A 16,865-nucleotide genomic window follows, 5' to 3' on the forward strand; every position below is an offset into this window, starting at 1 on the left:
TGTTAATGTTAAAACCAATAACATTTCAACTTCCTCATTTTACCTTGCGGGGTTTATCTTTTGGTAACCCAAAAGGGAAAGTGGTGCTTTGTTTACATGGTTGGTTAGATAATGCAGCGAGTTTTATGCCATTTTTAGCCGCCGTTAATTCAACCTCAAAACAACTTAACAACAATGATTTAGTAAATAAGTATTATATTTGCTTAGATTGGGTTGGTCACGGTTTGTCTGAGCATCGAGGTGATGATGCTCATTATCACTTTCTTGATTATGTTTATGATTTACTACAACTATTTGAACTTACTCAATGGAAAAATGTTCATATTCTTGCTCACTCAATGGGTGGGATGATTGCCAGCGCTTTTGCTGCAACATTTCCTGAAAAAGTAAATTCCCTGACTTTAATAGATACCTTAGGTTTTATAACAGCCAATGCTGAAGATACAACAACTCAGCTTAAAAAAGGGTTGTTAAGCCGCTTGAAAGTGAATAGCGCTCATAAATTAAAGGCGAAATCAATAGAAGACGGTGCTGAGAAAAGTGTCAATAGCAATAACGTTTTTTCATTAGAAACGGCGATCAGGGCGAGAATGCAAGTATCAGACTTATCCTTTGAAAATACCAAGCTATTAATTGAACGTTCGCTCTTACCTGTAAATGAAGGTTTTGTATGGCGAACAGATAAAAGGCTTCGTACGGTTTCTCCTTATCGGTATACATTAGCGCAGGCAACACAGTTATTATCAGATATTCAAGTGCCTGTTTTGTTAGTTTATGGTAGTCAAGGCCTGAAACAGGTTAGCGGGGGAATGGTAGCGTTATCTGAAAGTATTTCACATTTTAAATCTGAAGTATTATCTGGTGGGCATCATGTACATATGGAACAACCTGATATGCTAACTAAACTTTTATCATCATTTTGGCGTGAACAATAAAATCAGCATAAATAAATGGTATAAAGAATAACGAATAGAAATAATAAATTATTTAAAAGACTCACAATATTTCAAAATAAAAGTGATGTCTAAATCAGCTTAAAATTAAAACGCATGTTTAAATTAGCTGGTACAATGAGTTAAAATTTGATAAAACACCTATATTAGAAAAGTAGTCACTATACTTAGCAGAGCTTAGAACAAAGATATATAGTGCTTATAAGCTGAAAATACAGCAATAAACAAAATGCTTAGAGGAAAGTAATCGTGGAAAAAATCTGGTTTGAAAAAAGTTACCCTAAAGATGTACCGTTTGAAATTAACCCAGATAAGTACCCTTCTTTGGTGGCGATGTTCCATAAATACACTAAGCAATATTCAAGCACGACTGCTTTTATTAATATGGGTGCTTCAATTACCTATAGAGAACTAGACAAACAAGCCAGAGCTTTTGCCGCATACCTTCAAAAAGATTTAGGCCTAGTTAAAGGTGATAAGTTTGCCATTATGGTGCCAAACACATTGCAATACCCTATAGCACTGTTTGGCGCACTATTAGCTGGCTTAACGGTGGTTAATGTTAACCCACTTTATACTGCGAGGGAGTTAGAACATCAGTTAAAAGACTCTGGTACCAAGGCGATGCTCATTATTGAAAACTTTGCCAAAACCTTAGAAAAAATTGTAGATAAAACACCTGTAGAACATGTAATTATGACGTCTTTAGGCGATCGCTTAGGCTTCATTAAAGGTGCTGTGGTTAATGCCGTAGTAAAACATGTTAAAAAAATGGTGCCTAGCTTTAATTTACCTGATGCTGTCCGTTTCAATTCTGTCATATCAAAAGGTATGAGACGTGAGTTTACCCCTGTGGAAATAAGTGGAGATGATTTAGCATTTCTTCAATACACTGGCGGCACCACAGGTGTTTCAAAGGGGGCGATGTTAACCCATCGCAATATGGTTGCAAACTTAGAACAAGCAAAAGCAGCAATCAAGCCGTTATTGGTTGAAGGCGAAGAAGTTATTGTAACGGCATTACCGCTTTATCATATCTTTGCATTAACGGCTAACTGTTTAACCTTTGTAACTTTAGGTGGTACAAACTTATTAATAACAAACCCAAGAGATATGCCTGGATTTGTTAAAGAATTGAAAAAGTATCCTTTTACCGCCATAACAGGTGTAAACACACTCTTTAATGGTTTACTAAATACACCGGGTTTTAATGATTTAGATTTTAGCACGTTAAAAATGTCTCTGGGGGGCGGTATGGCCGTTCAACGACCTGTAGCAGAACGTTGGCAGCAAGTAACTGGCACTCGCTTACTTGAAGGTTATGGCTTAACCGAATGTGCGCCTATGGTTACCTTAAGCCCGCATAATCAAAAAGCCTATGATGGTTCTATTGGTATTCCTGCTTCTTCAACAGACATTAAAATAATGTCTGTTGATGGCGTTGAGTTACCACAAGGTGAATCGGGCGAGATGTGGGTAAAAGGACCACAAGTGATGAAAGGCTATTATAATCGCCCTGAAGCGACCGAAGAAATTCTAAAAGACGGCTGGTTAGCTACCGGTGACATTGCCATGATGGACGAACGTGGACACTTTAGCATTGTTGATCGCAAAAAAGATATGATCATAGTGTCAGGCTTTAACGTATTTCCAAATGAAATTGAAGAAGTAGTTATGATGCTTGATGGCGTGCTAGAAGCAGCAGCTATAGGCGTACCTCACGAAGTTAGTGGTGAACTAGTTAAAGTGTTTGTTGTGGCAAAAAGCGATGATATTGATGAAGAAGCAATTATTAAGCACTGTAAAAAGAACTTAACTAACTACAAAGTACCAAAACTAGTCGAGTTTAGAGATGAGTTACCAAAAACCAATGTTGGTAAGATATTAAGGCGTGAATTAAGGTAATTGTAATGATAGATAATTTTTAAGCTGGTGCGGTTTTATAATTATCTGGATAATCATTGGTTAGCTGTTTATAATCTTTGCTCCTAAAAGATTTAAACGTTAGCCAATTTTTCAACCTGAAGTCCTAAATGCGCCAATTGCTTAAAAAGATATTTCCTTCTATTGTCATCGTGAAACTTAAGCAATTTCAATTATATTTTCATCATATATTAGCTCCTTTATTCTCAACTTCACCATTTTTAGCAAGACTCTATTTTGCATGCTTTAATAAATCATACCAAAGAGAGCAATTTGCTAATTTGTCTGGAATGGTCGCCTATAAAAAAAGGATTGTAGATAATGCACAACCTTCAAACCCCCTTCTTAGAAGAAATATTCATAGAATAGAAAAAGGCTTAATTATGCAGCCTTTAAAACCTGTATTTGCCTTGGATTATATTGAGCAAACACAAGAAGCTTATTTTTCATCTTTGAACTCTGAAAACCATCAACATGAAGAGTTATTATGGGCAGGAGCCGTTTTGGCGAAGTACTACAATGTCGTTAACGTTGAACAAAGTGAGCTATTAACCAAACTTGTAAAAGAGTTTGAGGCGAATTCAAGAGTTACTGCCGACGCGACTCATAAGTTTACTCCTTATAAAAATAGTGAGTTACTGAGGTCTGCATTATCGTATCAAGAGTTTTATGACTTTATACAAGTACGTCGGTCAACTAGATGGTTTAAACAAAGCAATGTTTGTCGTCAAAAAATAAAAAACGCAATAGAATTAGCATCACAAGCACCAAGTGCCTGTAATAGACAGCCATATCAGTTTTATGTCGTTGATAAAAAACCACTAGTTTCTAAAGTAAGTAAACTAGCTATAGGTAGTAGTGGATTTGCTGACAATATCCCCACAATTGTTGCCGTTGTGGGGGATTATTCATTTTATGAGCATGAAAGAGACCGCCATGTTATTTATATTGATGCGAGTCTTGCTGCTATGCAATTTATGCAAGCATTACCAACACTAGGTTTGTCGTCTTGTCCATTGAATTGGCCTGAGTTAGCTGTACAAGATAAAAAAATTTCTAAGCTACTCAAACTGGCTGATTATAAAAGGGTGATTATGCTTATCGCTGTCGGCGAAGCTGAAGAAGAGGGGGGGATTCCTTTCTCTCAAAAGAAAACGTCAGAGCAGTTAACTCAATTTGTTGAGTAAATTAATTCTTCCATCTTTAAGGTTAAAGCGTGTTAAATATTGAGATAAAAGGTGTACAGTTTTCAAATAAGGGAGCTGAATTGATGCTTGTTGCTATTTTACAGCAACTTGATTATGAGCTAGGTGACTACCAGATTACTTTGTCTCCTGGGCGGCTTTTACCTTACGAAAAGCGGGCAAAATTGGGGGCTTGGCAAAAACTAAGCTTTAGACGTGGGAAAATTGATTTAACGGGGTTACTTGCTAGATTACCTATAAAAGTACTTGATTTTCTTAAACGATATGGTTTAGTCACTGAAAAAAGTGTTGATGTTATTCTTGATTCAAGTGGTTTTGCTTATGGGGATCAGTGGGGTGAAAAACTACTTTCATATACTGAGAATGAAGTGTGGCGTTACAAGCAAAATAACAAACCTTATATATTCTTACCTCAGGCTTTTGGCCCTTTTAATCAGACTAAAAATAGAGAATCGGCAAGGGGGGTTTTTTCAAATGCTAGTTTAACATTTCCTCGAGATGAACATTCTTATAGAGCAGTTATAGACAGTATAGGCTTAAACCAATTTCCACAAATTCAACAGATGCCTGACTTTACCTGCTTAATAGAGCCCACGCCATTTAAAAAATATCAAAATGAATATGCAAAAGCTAATGCAAAGAGTCTTTGTTTAATTCCAAATAATAAAATGATATCCAAATTTCACCATGATAATGCCAGTGAGGATACACTTTCTTATGTTAATTTTTTAGTTGCAACAGGTAAGTACTATCGGAGCTTAGGTTGGCAAGTTGTGCTTCTTAATCATGAAGGTATTGAAGATCATCAAATATGCCTCCAAATCCAAAGTGAATTAGTTGGCGATAATCATAAAAACGCTATAGAAATTATTGAAGGTTTATCAGCTATTGATATTAAAGCTTTTATTGGCAGTGTTGATGTTGTTGTCTCTAGTAGATTTCATGGTTGTGTTAGTGCTTTAACACAAGGTGTCCCCTGTTTAGCAACTACTTGGAGCCATAAGTATCAGATGTTGTTTAATGAATATGGTTTATCTGAAAATGTCTTAGATTTTAAAATGAAAGAGCAGGTATTATTCGAAAAACTCTCAATATTCAATAGAGAGTTCGAGCGTCAAAAAGAACAGGCTAAATCTCACGCCGAAATAGTGAAACAGCAAACTAGAAACATGTGGAAACAAGTTTTTTCCATTTTAAAGCCTATTAATAAAACTTAGCGTATCGACAAGATTAAAGCTTGTTGTTAAACTCATGCGATCAATGCTACTGCCATTTTTTCAAGATTTATACAGGATAGAAAATGAAAAAAAATAAAGGTTTTACTTTAATAGAATTACTAATCACAATTGTTATTTTGGGGTTGTTAGCGTCTATTGTTGCTCCTGAAATGTTTTCAAAAGTAGGTTCTACAAAGAGAAAAACAGCCGCTGCTCAAATGAAGATGTTTGAAACTGCAATTAACACTTATCGTCTTGATGTTGGTGATGTACCTGAATCTTTAGAGGCATTGAGAGTCAAAGGCGATAAAAAAGGGTGGGATGGACCATATTTACCTAAAAATATACCTTTAGATCCTTGGGGGAACCCATATGACTATAAAGTTCCTGGTGAAAATGGAGAGCCATTCTATTTAGCTTCTTTTGGTAAAGATGGTCAAAGTGGTGGTGAAGAAGACAATGCGGATATTATTCATCAATGACAAAAATAATCAGTCTATTAGAGGGGACGTTTAATTTAAGTAAAGAAAACTTAGAAAAAGCGACAGCATTCCAATTAGAGCATGGTGGTAGAATTGAAAATATACTCGAGAATATGGGGCTTATAGATGAGTCTGATATTGCTTCATTATATGCATTATACTTTGATTTAGAGCTGCTTACAGCAAAACAGTTTGAGCTTTTAAATTTTTCTCTTTGTGATGATTCAGAAGTACAAACAAAACTTAATAGTTTTGGATGGATCTTATGTCGTAATGAGCAGACCCAAGAAAAATTAATTACATGTGATCCTTTTAATATCAATGCTAATCGTTATGTTTCAACCCATATTAATGAAGCTGATCTGATCATAATGCAACGCAGTGATGTAGAGAGTATTATAAAGCAAAATGATATGTTTATTGATACAACATCTGAACTCAGTATTAGTGAAGTCGACAAGTTAAAAGAAGCTGCAAAAGAAGCGCCTGTTGTAAACCTTTTTAACTCACTTATTCTAAAAGGGCTTAAGTTAAATGCATCTGATATGCATGTTGAACCATTAGATAATTACTCTGTTGTTCGTTATCGGGTTGATGGGGTACTAAAATCAGATGAGCGAATAGCAAAGTCAATGGAATTACCATTAATAACTCGATTGAAAATTCTAAGCAACATGGACATTGCCGAAAAAAGACGACCGCAAGACGGAAAAATAGAAACTAGGATTTCAGGTCAAGAGCTGGATATTCGAGTATCTTGTCTACCATTAGCTGTTGGCGAAAGTTTTGTGCTTCGTTTTCTTAAAAAAGAATCTCTTTCTTATAATTTAGAAGCGCTAGGTATGGAAGCCGATGTTCAGGCATTAATTGAGCACGATATCACCAAAACTTCAGGAGTAATTCTTTTAACAGGCCCTACAGGTAGTGGTAAAACTACAACGTTGTATTCATGCTTAAGTAAATTAAATTCTGAGCGAACAAAAATAATAACGTTGGAAGATCCCGTTGAGTACAAATTAGAGAATGTTAATCAAGTACAAGTTAACCCTGAAATAGGCTTTGATTTTGCTGAAGGCTTAAGAAGTATAGTACGTCAAGATCCCGATATAATAATGTTAGGTGAGATACGAGATCAAACAACTGCGAAAATAGCAATGCAGTCTGCATTAACGGGGCATTTAGTTTTTAGTACCGTTCATACAAACGACGCACCAAGTGCTTATACCCGACTTTTAGATTTAGGGGTTGATGCTTTTCTACTAGATGCTGCGTTATTATCCATTGTTGCTCAACGACTCGCAAGGAAGTTGTGCTCAAATTGTTGCAAGCCTGCGCAGAATTCAGGTGAACTCATGGAAAAGTATAATGTTGAGCATTTAATTCAAGGGTATGGTGTTGATCTATCAAATAGTAACCTTCAACAAGCTGTTGGCTGTGATAACTGCGGTCATACAGGCTATAAAGGAAGGTTAGCTTTAATAGAATATATGCGCTGTGATGAGCAAGTTTCTGTGCTGGAGCAAAATGAAACATTCTTAGTAAATGCTAGAAAGGTTAATAAAAATAGAGGATACCGTAACTTATTGATTGACGGTATTGTCAAGGCACTAAAAGGTCAGACTACGTTAGATGAAGTTGCTCGGGTTGCAGGATAATGAGGTTTACATATCAGGCAATTGCTAAGAATGGCAGTAAAATATCAGGTGTCTGTTCGGCTGAATCTAAAGAGCAAGCAATTGCAAACCTTTCAAAATCAGGCAGTTTTGTTACTAAAATTAATGCTGCTAATAGTGGGAAGTCATATGTAAGCTACAGCGCTAAAGTGTCTACCGATGATCTTGAGTTTTTAACCTCTGAGTTAAGTATATTATTAAATAACGGTATTAAAATAGATAAAGCATTATCTATGCTAGGTAAAGTTAAACATGGTAGTGCTGTTGGTGATATTATTTCAGGCATCGCTGACCACCTTGCAAAAGGAGGCTCTTTATCAGAAGCCTTTGAACAATACCCTCAGTACTTTTCTAGTTTATACATAAACCTAATTAGTATCGGTGAAAAAACAGCGACGTTAAAAGGAGTGTTTGCAGAACTAGCAAAAGATTTAAAATTTAAAGGGCAAATAAAAAAACGTTTAACACAAGCTCTTATTTACCCAAGCGTCATCCTTTTTGTTTGTATTGCATCAATACTATTTATCTTTAACTATGTCGTTCCAAGCATGGGGAGTATATTTGAAGGTCGAGAAAACATTCCTTTTTATACACAGTTCATATTAGATGCTAGTGATTGGTTAATTGCTTATCAATTTAATTTGTTGCTTGTTGTTATCGCTATTGTTTTTATCCTTGTTAAGCTCTGGCAACAACCAGAATTTAAAAATCGGATGCAAAAATTATTAATGAATATGCCATATGTCGGGCAAGTTTATTTAGAAGTTGAGAGAGTAAATTATACCTCGGCAGTAAAATTAATGCTTAAAAGTGGGCTTAAGATTAATCAAGCATTGGAACATGCTATTGGTAATTTAGCTAATGAAGAAATTAAACGCGAATTAGAATTTTCGGTATCAGAATTAAAGGGTGGTGGACGTTTAAATGAGGTATTGTCAGGTTCAAAATTATTTCCCAATTATTACCAATCATTAATAGAAGTTGGTGAAGAGACAGCTGAACTTGAGAGTGTTTTTACTGAAATTGTAGAGAGAAGTAAAAACGCTTTTGAAGCAAAAGTAACTCAGATGCTTAATTTGCTCGAACCTTTACTTATTGTTGTGATGGGGTTGGTTGTTGGTGGGGTTGTAGTTACTCTGATGTTAAGTATCACTTCAGTAAATGAAGTAGGTGTGTGATGTCACCAGCAAATTCCTTAGGTTTTACATTGATTGAATTGATGGTCGTTATTGTCATAATGATGACAATGTTTGCATTTGTTTCCCCTTTAGGTATAGAGCAAATAAATCGGGCAAAGGCTCAACAAGAGTTACACGAAGCAATTCGAATACTCCAATCGTTAAGTACAAAAGCATACGCTAGCGGCACTACAATTAAATTAGAATTTAATAACAATAGAATCATTGCTAGAGACTTAGATAAAGTAAGAGCTTGGCAATTTGAGCAATTATACTTTTCAAATCAGACTGTTAATTTTAATAGAAATGGATATGTAGATAGCAGTTATATAAATTATACGTTATCTGAAGAAGTTAGACAGCTAAACCTAATGTCTGAAATTATTATCAATAAAGGTGCTTATACTTATGCGCCGTAATTCAGGTTTTACGCTTGTTGAGGTGATGATTGCCAGTGTAATACTTTTTGCTGTTATAACGTTATTATATCAAGTAGTAGCACAATCAAGTCATTCATCTGACATCGCAACTAAAAATTTAGAAATACACTCAGTGCTACCACTAATTACAGGCAAAATTAAAAATAATTTAACAGGAGAGTTTGAACCAAAGAGCCTTTCAGGAAAGGGAGACTTGTTAGAAATTGAATACCATTGGACAGCAAAAAAAATTAAATCTACTCCTTTTGTCCAAAGCCTGAGTAATGAAGGAACTGATCTGATAGGGATTGCTATTTTATGGCAAATAGAGTTGGAGTTAACCAGCAGTAGCCGTACAAGGTTATTAACATATCAAGAGGTTACTTGGTAAGTGGGTATTATTCAATTATCAAAGAAAAGAAGTAAAGGCTTTACTTTAGTTGAATTATTACTGGCTATGGTTGTTTTTTCATCTTTAGTTGCCCTAGCTACTTATTCGTTAATGCATTTTGAGCGTTTTTGGCACAAAGATTTAGGCAGGTTTAATCAAGTAAAGTTTACCAATCAATCTTTGATACAACTAAGTGATGTCATTAACTCTGCATACCCACAAATTGTATTAAACACTAGAATGAATGAGGTCTACTATTTCTTAGGTCGAGAAGAGGGATTAACATTTGTTAGTTATGCTCCTATTTTTTCACCTCTTGCAGAGCCTGCAGTTATCCGAGTATTTAGAGAAAAATCTGAAGAAGGCTTTCGTTTGGTTTATGAAGAAGCCCCTTTAAAAGCACAGCCATTGATTTATTTGGAGCAGGAACTTAATTTCGTTCATCGTTTAGTTTTGGCAAATGGAATAGCGGCATTATCATTTAAATATTGCGGTCTACCTAGAAGAAGTATTGGTTTAGACATTGAACAGAAGAATGAACCTGAGTGTTTTAATGAATATGATGGTGCGCTTACTTACTTAAATCCCCATCTTGTTATGATCAGCTTAGCTGGAGAGACGTTGGTATTTCAATTATCTAATGCTGACCGGCTGACTGAAAATAAAGAGTTGAGTATATGAAAAAGCAACGTGGCGTGGCGTTAGTGTTAGTGTTGTTTTTAACCGCGATTATGATTATTTTGGCGATAAATATACTTAAGCAGGCTCAGTCTCAAGTGAAGCAAAGCGAACTTATGAAAGATAAGATGTTAGCTTATTCTGATGTTTATTCAGCAAAGTCTACCATAGTATTTGAGTTGTTAACACGAACTCCTCAACAGTTAAGTAAAGAGAAAGGATGGGACTTTGCCGGTGAAAATATACAAATAGCAAATAGCGAAGTAAAAATTCAAGATTTGAATGGTTTGCTTAATATATATGGTTTTATTAGCCATAAAGTCTTCGCGAGCGTACTGAGTCAATGTGGAATTAGAGCAAGCAAAGCAACTAAGGTATCAAAGCAGGTTCTTTCTAAGCACTCAGGAGATGAAAATCTACCTATCGATAAGTATCAAAGACTTTTTTATTTGCTGGGTACAGTAAATACTGATGTTAAGCAGTGTATTGATAATAATATCACTCGCTTTTCAGGGGCAATATTCAACCCCGCTACAGCAACTAAAGAATATCTTGTTGCAAAGTTGGGTGTTATCAGAGCAATTAAAGTGCTCAATGCACGTAGCATTTCGAATCAAGAGTTATCAAACGTTGTTAATGATATTTCTCCAGATGACGCAGAAAGCAATCAACGTAATACTATTGGGCCTTATTTTCGTGTAACATTAACTTCGAGAAGGCAAGATTCTATTTGGTCAGAAATGATAGAAATTAAATTTAGTCATCACATAATAAAGAAACCACTAATATTTTTAGGATATTCTCCTCGATAACATGAGCACACTAAAAAAAATCACTCGTCTATTTTTAGATAAGGTAGAGAAAAACTTGCTACAACGCTATTGTTTGTTGTTATGGGATTTTGCTTACAGTATTAATAATGAAAAATTAATCAAGGCAAATAAGAAACAATTAAAACAGGCCAAATATACTATTTTGGGCGCACAGCATTACCATGAAGAAATTTGCCTGTATCCAATAAGTAGCTATAAAGACTTGCATAAAGTTCTAACACTTGAACAAGTAAATAGTGAATCTTGTTTTTGCTTTCAAATTCAAGAGTTTGACGGTACTAACCGCCTTGTTAAAAAAGCGTATTTTACAAGTTCATTATTAGAAAAATTTAATGTGACCCCTCTTTTTTTAATCCCAGAGACATGGCTTATATCAGCGTCATTACAACATGAAATAGTTCAATTTGAGCACTCCAAACGTAAGTATATTTGTGTGCCTCAACAGTATAAAAATACGTTTATAGAATTAACTGGTTTGCTGGCTACTAAAGATGACGCTTATCTAAGTCTGGGAGTTTCTAATGAGGTTGATTTTTCTCATGTTGAAGAGCAATGGTTGTTATCTAAGTATACAAGCGTAATTGGCTTATTTTCTATATTTAAGATGATGCCAGGTTTGCGTATTACAAAAAATACACAAGGAAATCAAAAAGACTGGCGGGCTTTTCTTGTTGGGGCTTCTGCCATTAGCGTAAGTTATGTATTACTTACCAGTTGGTATATAAATAGTTCGTTAGCAAGTGTGAAAGAAGAAAGTGTTCGACTGAATGAACAACTTTCACCACTATTAAATATAATTGAACAAACTAATCAATCACGAGAACGAGCAGAAGAGATCTCAAGTTTATACAAAATAAAGGGGTGGGAGATATCTGCATGGAAAACAATTGCACCTCTATTTATTGATGGCGTTACTATAAGTAAAGTTAACTTCTTAAAGTCGGGTAAGGTTGCGATAAAAGTAAGTAGTGAAAATATTTCATCAAGTGATGTATTGGCGTTAATAATTAATCAGCCGGAAGTTGAAAATGCAGAATTTGTTGGTTTAATCCAGAAAAGAAAGAACTTTCAAAGATTTACCATTGTGTTTCAAATGGTTGAACAAGGAGGTTAATATGGATAAGAATAAAAAATTAATTATTATTGTTGCTGCTTTAGCGTTTATTAAGCTTATTATAATGCCACAAATTAGCCAGCAAAATGATAGCTTGACTGATAAAAAACAGTTAGTTGTTAGTAATATCAAACTCGCTTCAATGCTAGCTACCGTTGATGAACAAAAGGAGCAAGCTGAAAAATTATCTTCGCAATTAGATAAAATGCAGCGTCTAGTTCCTAGTTATCCCTCTCCATCACAAGCAAAACTGAAAATTCAACAAAAAATCGAGCAATATGCTAAAGAGCTTAATGTTGTGATTCAAAGTTTTAATTGGCAGGAAACTATAGAAGATGAAAATATTGCCTTATTAATGCGTGGAAAAATACAACTTGATCTGCAGGGGAGTTTATTGAATATAATCAAACTGCAAAATGCGCTTGCTGATAATCAACCAGCGATCACTATAGAGTCCCTTACTAATTCTCTATCAGACAAAGAGGGAAATATTACTATGAAATCAAAGCTTAATTTAGTGATTTTATTTCAACAAGGGCAGGTAGATGGATAAAAAAATGTTAATCATTGGAGCACTATTTGCGACTGTGTTTGTTGTATTTGATTTGTTTAATCGTATTTTGTTGTTTGACATTAATGTAAATAGTCGTCAACAGGAAGAAATTACACTCACAGCATTCGAGCGACAAAAAATAAATGGAGAAAAATTTATCGTTCAAAACTTCTCTATTTTGAACGATAAAGCTGAGCAGGAAAAGGCATTAAGAAAAAAACAAGCACTAAAAGATACTCAAGTGAAACAACAAGTCAAAGCAGGTAAAGTAGATATTATTAGAGTCGCTAAGCTAGTTGGTATAATTACTACCAATGGTGAAAAGCAAGCTGTTTTAGAATATAAAAATAACCGAGGTAAAAAAGTGATGCTAACCTTGCAAACTGGGCAAGTATTTGCTGACGGTAAAGTTTCAAGTATCGGCGCAGATTTTGTCGAGATTGATGTGAAAGGTGATAAGCAAAAGTTACCATTATTTAAGAATAAAGATATTAAGTTTCAAGGCTAAATAAATATGTTTTCAATTATAAGATTTAATTCCACTAAAGTAACGATTATAACTTTAGCTATAACATTACTTTCAAGTTGTTCTGCGTTGATGCCAAAAAGTGAAAGAGCGCCTGTCCACGTAAAGCAATCGCCGCTTGTATTGAAAAGTGAAAGCGACTTAAATGAACCTGTTAATGAAAGTATTAATAACTCTGTTGATAATAAAGAAGTTAAGATACAGAAAGTTGAGAGCCTTGAACGCAAATCTGTTTCGTCAAAAGAACCCTCTGATGAAACATACTTTACTAGTAAACAAACCTTTCAAGTTGCATTTGATCAGTTAAAAATAGCAGAATTTATTCATCAAGTGTTCGCAAATACTTTAAAGGTGAATTATGTTATTGAACAAAAACTTAATAAATCATCAATACCAATTACTTTAAACATCAATAAGCCCTTAAACACTAAGCAATTGTATAAAGCAAGTAAGCAGTTGCTTGCAGAAAATGGTGTAAATATAACTCTTAAAGATGATGTATTTTATTTGCATTCAGTTTCGGCTAAACAGCAAAGCTTAGTTGTTCAGGTGGGGCGAACTGTTAGCTCTGTTCCTCATACTAAAAGTAATATTTTACAAATCATCCCGTTAAAATATGGTGTGAATCTGAGTATAGAAAGAACGTTGTTACAGTTAGTTAAAGCCAAAGTATCGCCTGATGCAGATCAGAGTGCAGTATTTGTTCAGGGAAGTCGTGAACAGGTTATTCAAGTGATAGAGCTTATTGAGTTACTAGATAGACCTGCGCACCAAGGAAAACATATTGGTTTTATTGAGTTTAATTATATTTCTACAGAAGACTTTATAACGACAGCTAAAGAGTTATTGGAAAGTGAAGGGATCCCTACGGGTAAACGTTCGTCTAATCAACGTAACTTAGCTATGGTACCACTGCATCAAATAGGCGCTATTGCTGTATTTGCTAGTGAGCAAGAGTTTTTAGAGCGAATAGAGTTTTGGGCTAGAAAACTCGATCAGGCACCAACAGGTGATACCCAACAATACTTTATTTACCGCCCTAAATTCGCGCGAGCGAAAGATATTGGTTCAAGCTTAACTCCCTTATTTAGCCTTAAAAATTCGAATATGAATAAAGCGGGAAATAACCGTCGAGATACAAAATCAGCTATTGCAAATAAAGCCAATACTGAATCAAAGCAAACAAAAAATAATAAAGTTATTGGCGATGATGACATAAATATTGTAATCGATGAAAGGGCTAATTTCGTCATTGTTCATGCTACTGGTTCAACTTATAAGTCAATATTACCGCTGATAAAGAGCTTAGATGTAATGCCTAAGCAAATTTTACTTGATGTGACTATTGCTGAAGTAACTTTAAGGAATGAATTTCAATATGGAGTAGAATTCTTTTTGGAGCAAGGGAAGTTTAGTTTAAGTACACAAGGTGTGATGGGGTTATCTGATATTGCAGGCGGTTTATTTAAGATCGCAGGAGAAGTAAGTACCATTCAAGCTAAAGCAATAGAGCGTAATAGTTTAGTTGATATATTATCTAACCCTACTTTACTTGTGCGTGATGGAGCGACAGCCACGATTGTTGTTGGCGATGAAATCCCCTTAGTTACCTCAACCGATTCAAATGATAATACTGAAATAGTTAGAGAGAATGTTGAGCGCCGTCAAACGGGGTTAGATTTACAAGTTTCTCCAACAATAAATACTAATGGTGTTGTTACTTTACAGATTTCACAGAGTATTTCAAATCAGATAGCTGGGAACGAACAAGGGATATTGAATCGTAAATTATCAACGGAAGCCGTTGCAAATTCAGGACAAACAATTTTATTAGGTGGGTTGATTTCTGAAAATAGTTACGATATTGATAAAGGTGTTCCGTTGTTACGTGAACTCCCTTTACTTGGTGTTTTATTTAGCAATACCACGGAGTCTATAGAAAAAACAGAGTTAGTTGTTCTAGTTACGCCGAGAGTTATTTACAATACAAATCAATGGGAAGGTATTAAAGATAACTTTAAGAGAGGCCTAGAAACTATGACATTTTGATGAGCTTTTTATATAGTTAAAATGATATTAGGTAATTATTTAACCCTATTATAATTATCTAATGTTTATTAATGCTTCTATTAAATTGTATATGTAGTCGTATGATAAATGCACAGAATTAGTTCTAATATATATTTAGATAAAGATACTATTGTTTTTAATCATAAAACTAGCATAATAAAGCATGTAATGGGGTTGACTTTATTTTTAAAGTCACTAATAATCGAACCTACCTTTTTTAGGTAGTATATATATACTAAAAAGTATTACTAGGGACTAGGCTTCTGCCAGGTTCTAGTTTCATGAAACTTGGAGAAAAAAATGAAAACAACTTTGAAGTCGACATTAGTTGCAGCAGCTATTGCAGCGACATTTGGAGCACAAGCAGGTGATATTACATCACCAACAACTGCAACTTACTCAGAGCAAGCTTCAACAGCTGCTGGTGATATCACCACTGCAGATGTTATATTTGAACTAGGTGCTGAGTACACAGAGAATGATTTACTTACATTTTCTTTATCTGCTGGTTCAGTAGCTGACTCTTTTGACGCATTACCTGCAAGCATTGTTGCTAACAGTGGTAGTACATCTATTACATTTGGTAAACTAGCTACTTTAGCTGATTCAGTTATCTACCGTGTTACTAACGTTGATAACCCGGATTTACTAGGTACTACAGGTATCGTAGTTGATTTTGCTGCTGGTATTGACGTAGATGGTGATGTAATTGCTGCTGGTACAAACATTGAACTTTGTGCAACTGCAACTACTGCTGTTGGCGGAATTACGTTTGATACAGATTGTATGGACGTTGCTGCAGTTGAAGACCAGTTTACAAACGTTTCTGTTACTACTGGTTTTGACGGTGAAATCGATGTTACTAACATGCGTGAAACTTTCACTGGAGCGAATACATTAGAGGATACTCTAGTTATCTCACACACAACTGAAGATACTACTGGTTGGGCTAGCTATGTTGATCCAGGTATTGTTACATTAGTATTAAAAGGTGATTTTACTGACTTGACTGAATCTCAATTTACTTCTGGTGCAACGACAACAGACTTAAACGATGATGAGAATGAGTTAACGTTAACTTACCCTTCAACATTAACTACAGATACTATTACTTTCACTTCTGACGGTACAGGTTCTGGCGTTAGTTTAATCAAGCAATCTTTTGAACTTGATGCTAGCCAATCATACACTTGTGGTGCTGGTTGTTCTGGTGATGCAGATGTTGCTTCATTAGGTATGGGTACTGATGCTGGTGAGTGGACGCTTAACGGTGCAGATATTAACATTCCTTATATGCCATATGTTGATTTAGAACTTTCAAATTCTGAACGTGCAATTGGTCAAATTATTTATGTAACTAACCATGGTTCACAGTCAGGCGATATCTTTGTTACCGCAACTGCTGAAGATGGTACTGTTGTGTTAAATAATGTTCAAATCGATTCAATTGATGGTGGCGAAATGAGAAAAATCGCTCCATTAATCCGTGACGAATTATTAGCAGAAGATTTCACTGACGGTAAGCTATCAATCGACGTTACAGTTAATGCTGCTGATGAAGATATCACTGTTTATGCTGCTTACAAGCATAACACTGAAGCAGATCGTGGTGTAATTATCACTGACCAATATAAGAAGAATAATGACTAG

The 16,865-nt window shown here is 35.0% G+C and carries 16 protein-coding genes; all 16 read left to right on the top strand.

The window, feature by feature from the left end; genetic code table 11:
- The first annotated feature begins 5 nt into the window (after positions 1-5).
- Positions 6-935, top strand: coding sequence for an alpha/beta fold hydrolase (locus tag D1094_RS16430; RefSeq protein WP_259337995.1), 930 nt, complete (start codon positions 6-8; stop codon positions 933-935).
- Between the two features lie 267 nt (positions 936-1,202).
- Positions 1,203-2,858, top strand: a complete 1,656-nt coding sequence (fadD, locus tag D1094_RS16435) for a long-chain-fatty-acid--CoA ligase FadD (protein ID WP_118961204.1) — start codon at positions 1,203-1,205, stop codon at positions 2,856-2,858.
- A 128-nt stretch (positions 2,859-2,986) separates the two neighbouring features.
- Positions 2,987-4,063 carry a nitroreductase family protein gene (locus tag D1094_RS16440; RefSeq protein WP_118961205.1) on the top strand — a complete coding sequence of 359 codons (1,077 nt, stop codon included), beginning with the start codon at positions 2,987-2,989 and terminating at the stop codon, positions 4,061-4,063.
- Positions 4,064-4,092: 29 nt separating this feature from the next.
- A complete protein-coding gene (locus tag D1094_RS16445) occupies positions 4,093-5,298 on the top strand; it encodes a polysaccharide pyruvyl transferase family protein (protein ID WP_118961206.1) in 1,206 nt (401 codons plus the stop codon).
- A gap of 83 nt (positions 5,299-5,381) precedes the next feature.
- Entirely contained in the window at positions 5,382-5,780 is a 399-nt protein-coding gene (gene gspG / locus D1094_RS16450) for a type II secretion system major pseudopilin GspG (protein ID WP_118961207.1), read from the top strand.
- Entirely contained in the window at positions 5,777-7,435 is a 1,659-nt protein-coding gene (locus tag D1094_RS16455; RefSeq protein ID WP_182440221.1) for a GspE/PulE family protein, read from the top strand. Before gspG ends, D1094_RS16455 begins: the two co-directional genes overlap by 4 nt.
- Positions 7,435-8,631 carry a type II secretion system F family protein gene (locus D1094_RS16460; RefSeq protein WP_118961208.1) on the top strand — a complete coding sequence of 399 codons (1,197 nt, stop codon included), beginning with the start codon at positions 7,435-7,437 and terminating at the stop codon, positions 8,629-8,631. The genes D1094_RS16455 and D1094_RS16460 overlap by 1 nt, the downstream gene beginning before the upstream one ends.
- Complete coding sequence (locus D1094_RS16465; RefSeq protein ID WP_118961209.1) at positions 8,631-9,050, top strand: Tfp pilus assembly protein FimT/FimU; 420 nt, start codon at positions 8,631-8,633, stop codon at positions 9,048-9,050. Before D1094_RS16460 ends, D1094_RS16465 begins: the two co-directional genes overlap by 1 nt.
- The gene (locus D1094_RS16470) at positions 9,040-9,441 is read left to right on the top strand and encodes a type II secretion system protein J (protein WP_118961210.1); all 402 of its coding nucleotides are present in this window, start codon (positions 9,040-9,042) and stop codon (positions 9,439-9,441) included. The genes D1094_RS16465 and D1094_RS16470 overlap by 11 nt, the downstream gene beginning before the upstream one ends.
- Positions 9,442-10,122: a type II secretion system protein gene (locus D1094_RS16475; RefSeq protein WP_118961211.1), complete on the top strand. Its 681-nt coding sequence runs from the start codon at positions 9,442-9,444 to the stop codon at positions 10,120-10,122.
- Positions 10,119-10,931 (top strand): hypothetical protein, encoded by an 813-nt coding sequence (locus tag D1094_RS16480; protein WP_118961212.1) that lies wholly within the window; start codon positions 10,119-10,121, stop codon positions 10,929-10,931. The genes D1094_RS16475 and D1094_RS16480 overlap by 4 nt, the downstream gene beginning before the upstream one ends.
- 1 nt (position 10,932) lies before the next feature.
- Positions 10,933-12,066, top strand: coding sequence for a hypothetical protein (locus D1094_RS16485; protein WP_118961213.1), 1,134 nt, complete (start codon positions 10,933-10,935; stop codon positions 12,064-12,066).
- A 1-nt stretch (position 12,067) separates the two neighbouring features.
- Entirely contained in the window at positions 12,068-12,619 is a 552-nt protein-coding gene (locus D1094_RS16490; protein WP_118961214.1) for a hypothetical protein, read from the top strand.
- Complete coding sequence (locus D1094_RS16495) at positions 12,612-13,127, top strand: hypothetical protein (protein WP_118961215.1); 516 nt, start codon at positions 12,612-12,614, stop codon at positions 13,125-13,127. Before D1094_RS16490 ends, D1094_RS16495 begins: the two co-directional genes overlap by 8 nt.
- A 6-nt stretch (positions 13,128-13,133) precedes the next feature.
- Positions 13,134-15,194 carry a secretin N-terminal domain-containing protein gene (locus D1094_RS16500; RefSeq protein ID WP_118961216.1) on the top strand — a complete coding sequence of 687 codons (2,061 nt, stop codon included), beginning with the start codon at positions 13,134-13,136 and terminating at the stop codon, positions 15,192-15,194.
- A gap of 321 nt (positions 15,195-15,515) precedes the next feature.
- The gene (locus D1094_RS16505) at positions 15,516-16,865 is read left to right on the top strand and encodes a hypothetical protein (protein ID WP_118961217.1); all 1,350 of its coding nucleotides are present in this window, start codon (positions 15,516-15,518) and stop codon (positions 16,863-16,865) included.

Origin of the sequence: Colwellia sp. RSH04, from assembly GCF_003545765.1 — a bacterium.
In the GTDB taxonomy this organism is placed as follows: domain Bacteria; phylum Pseudomonadota; class Gammaproteobacteria; order Enterobacterales; family Alteromonadaceae; genus Colwellia.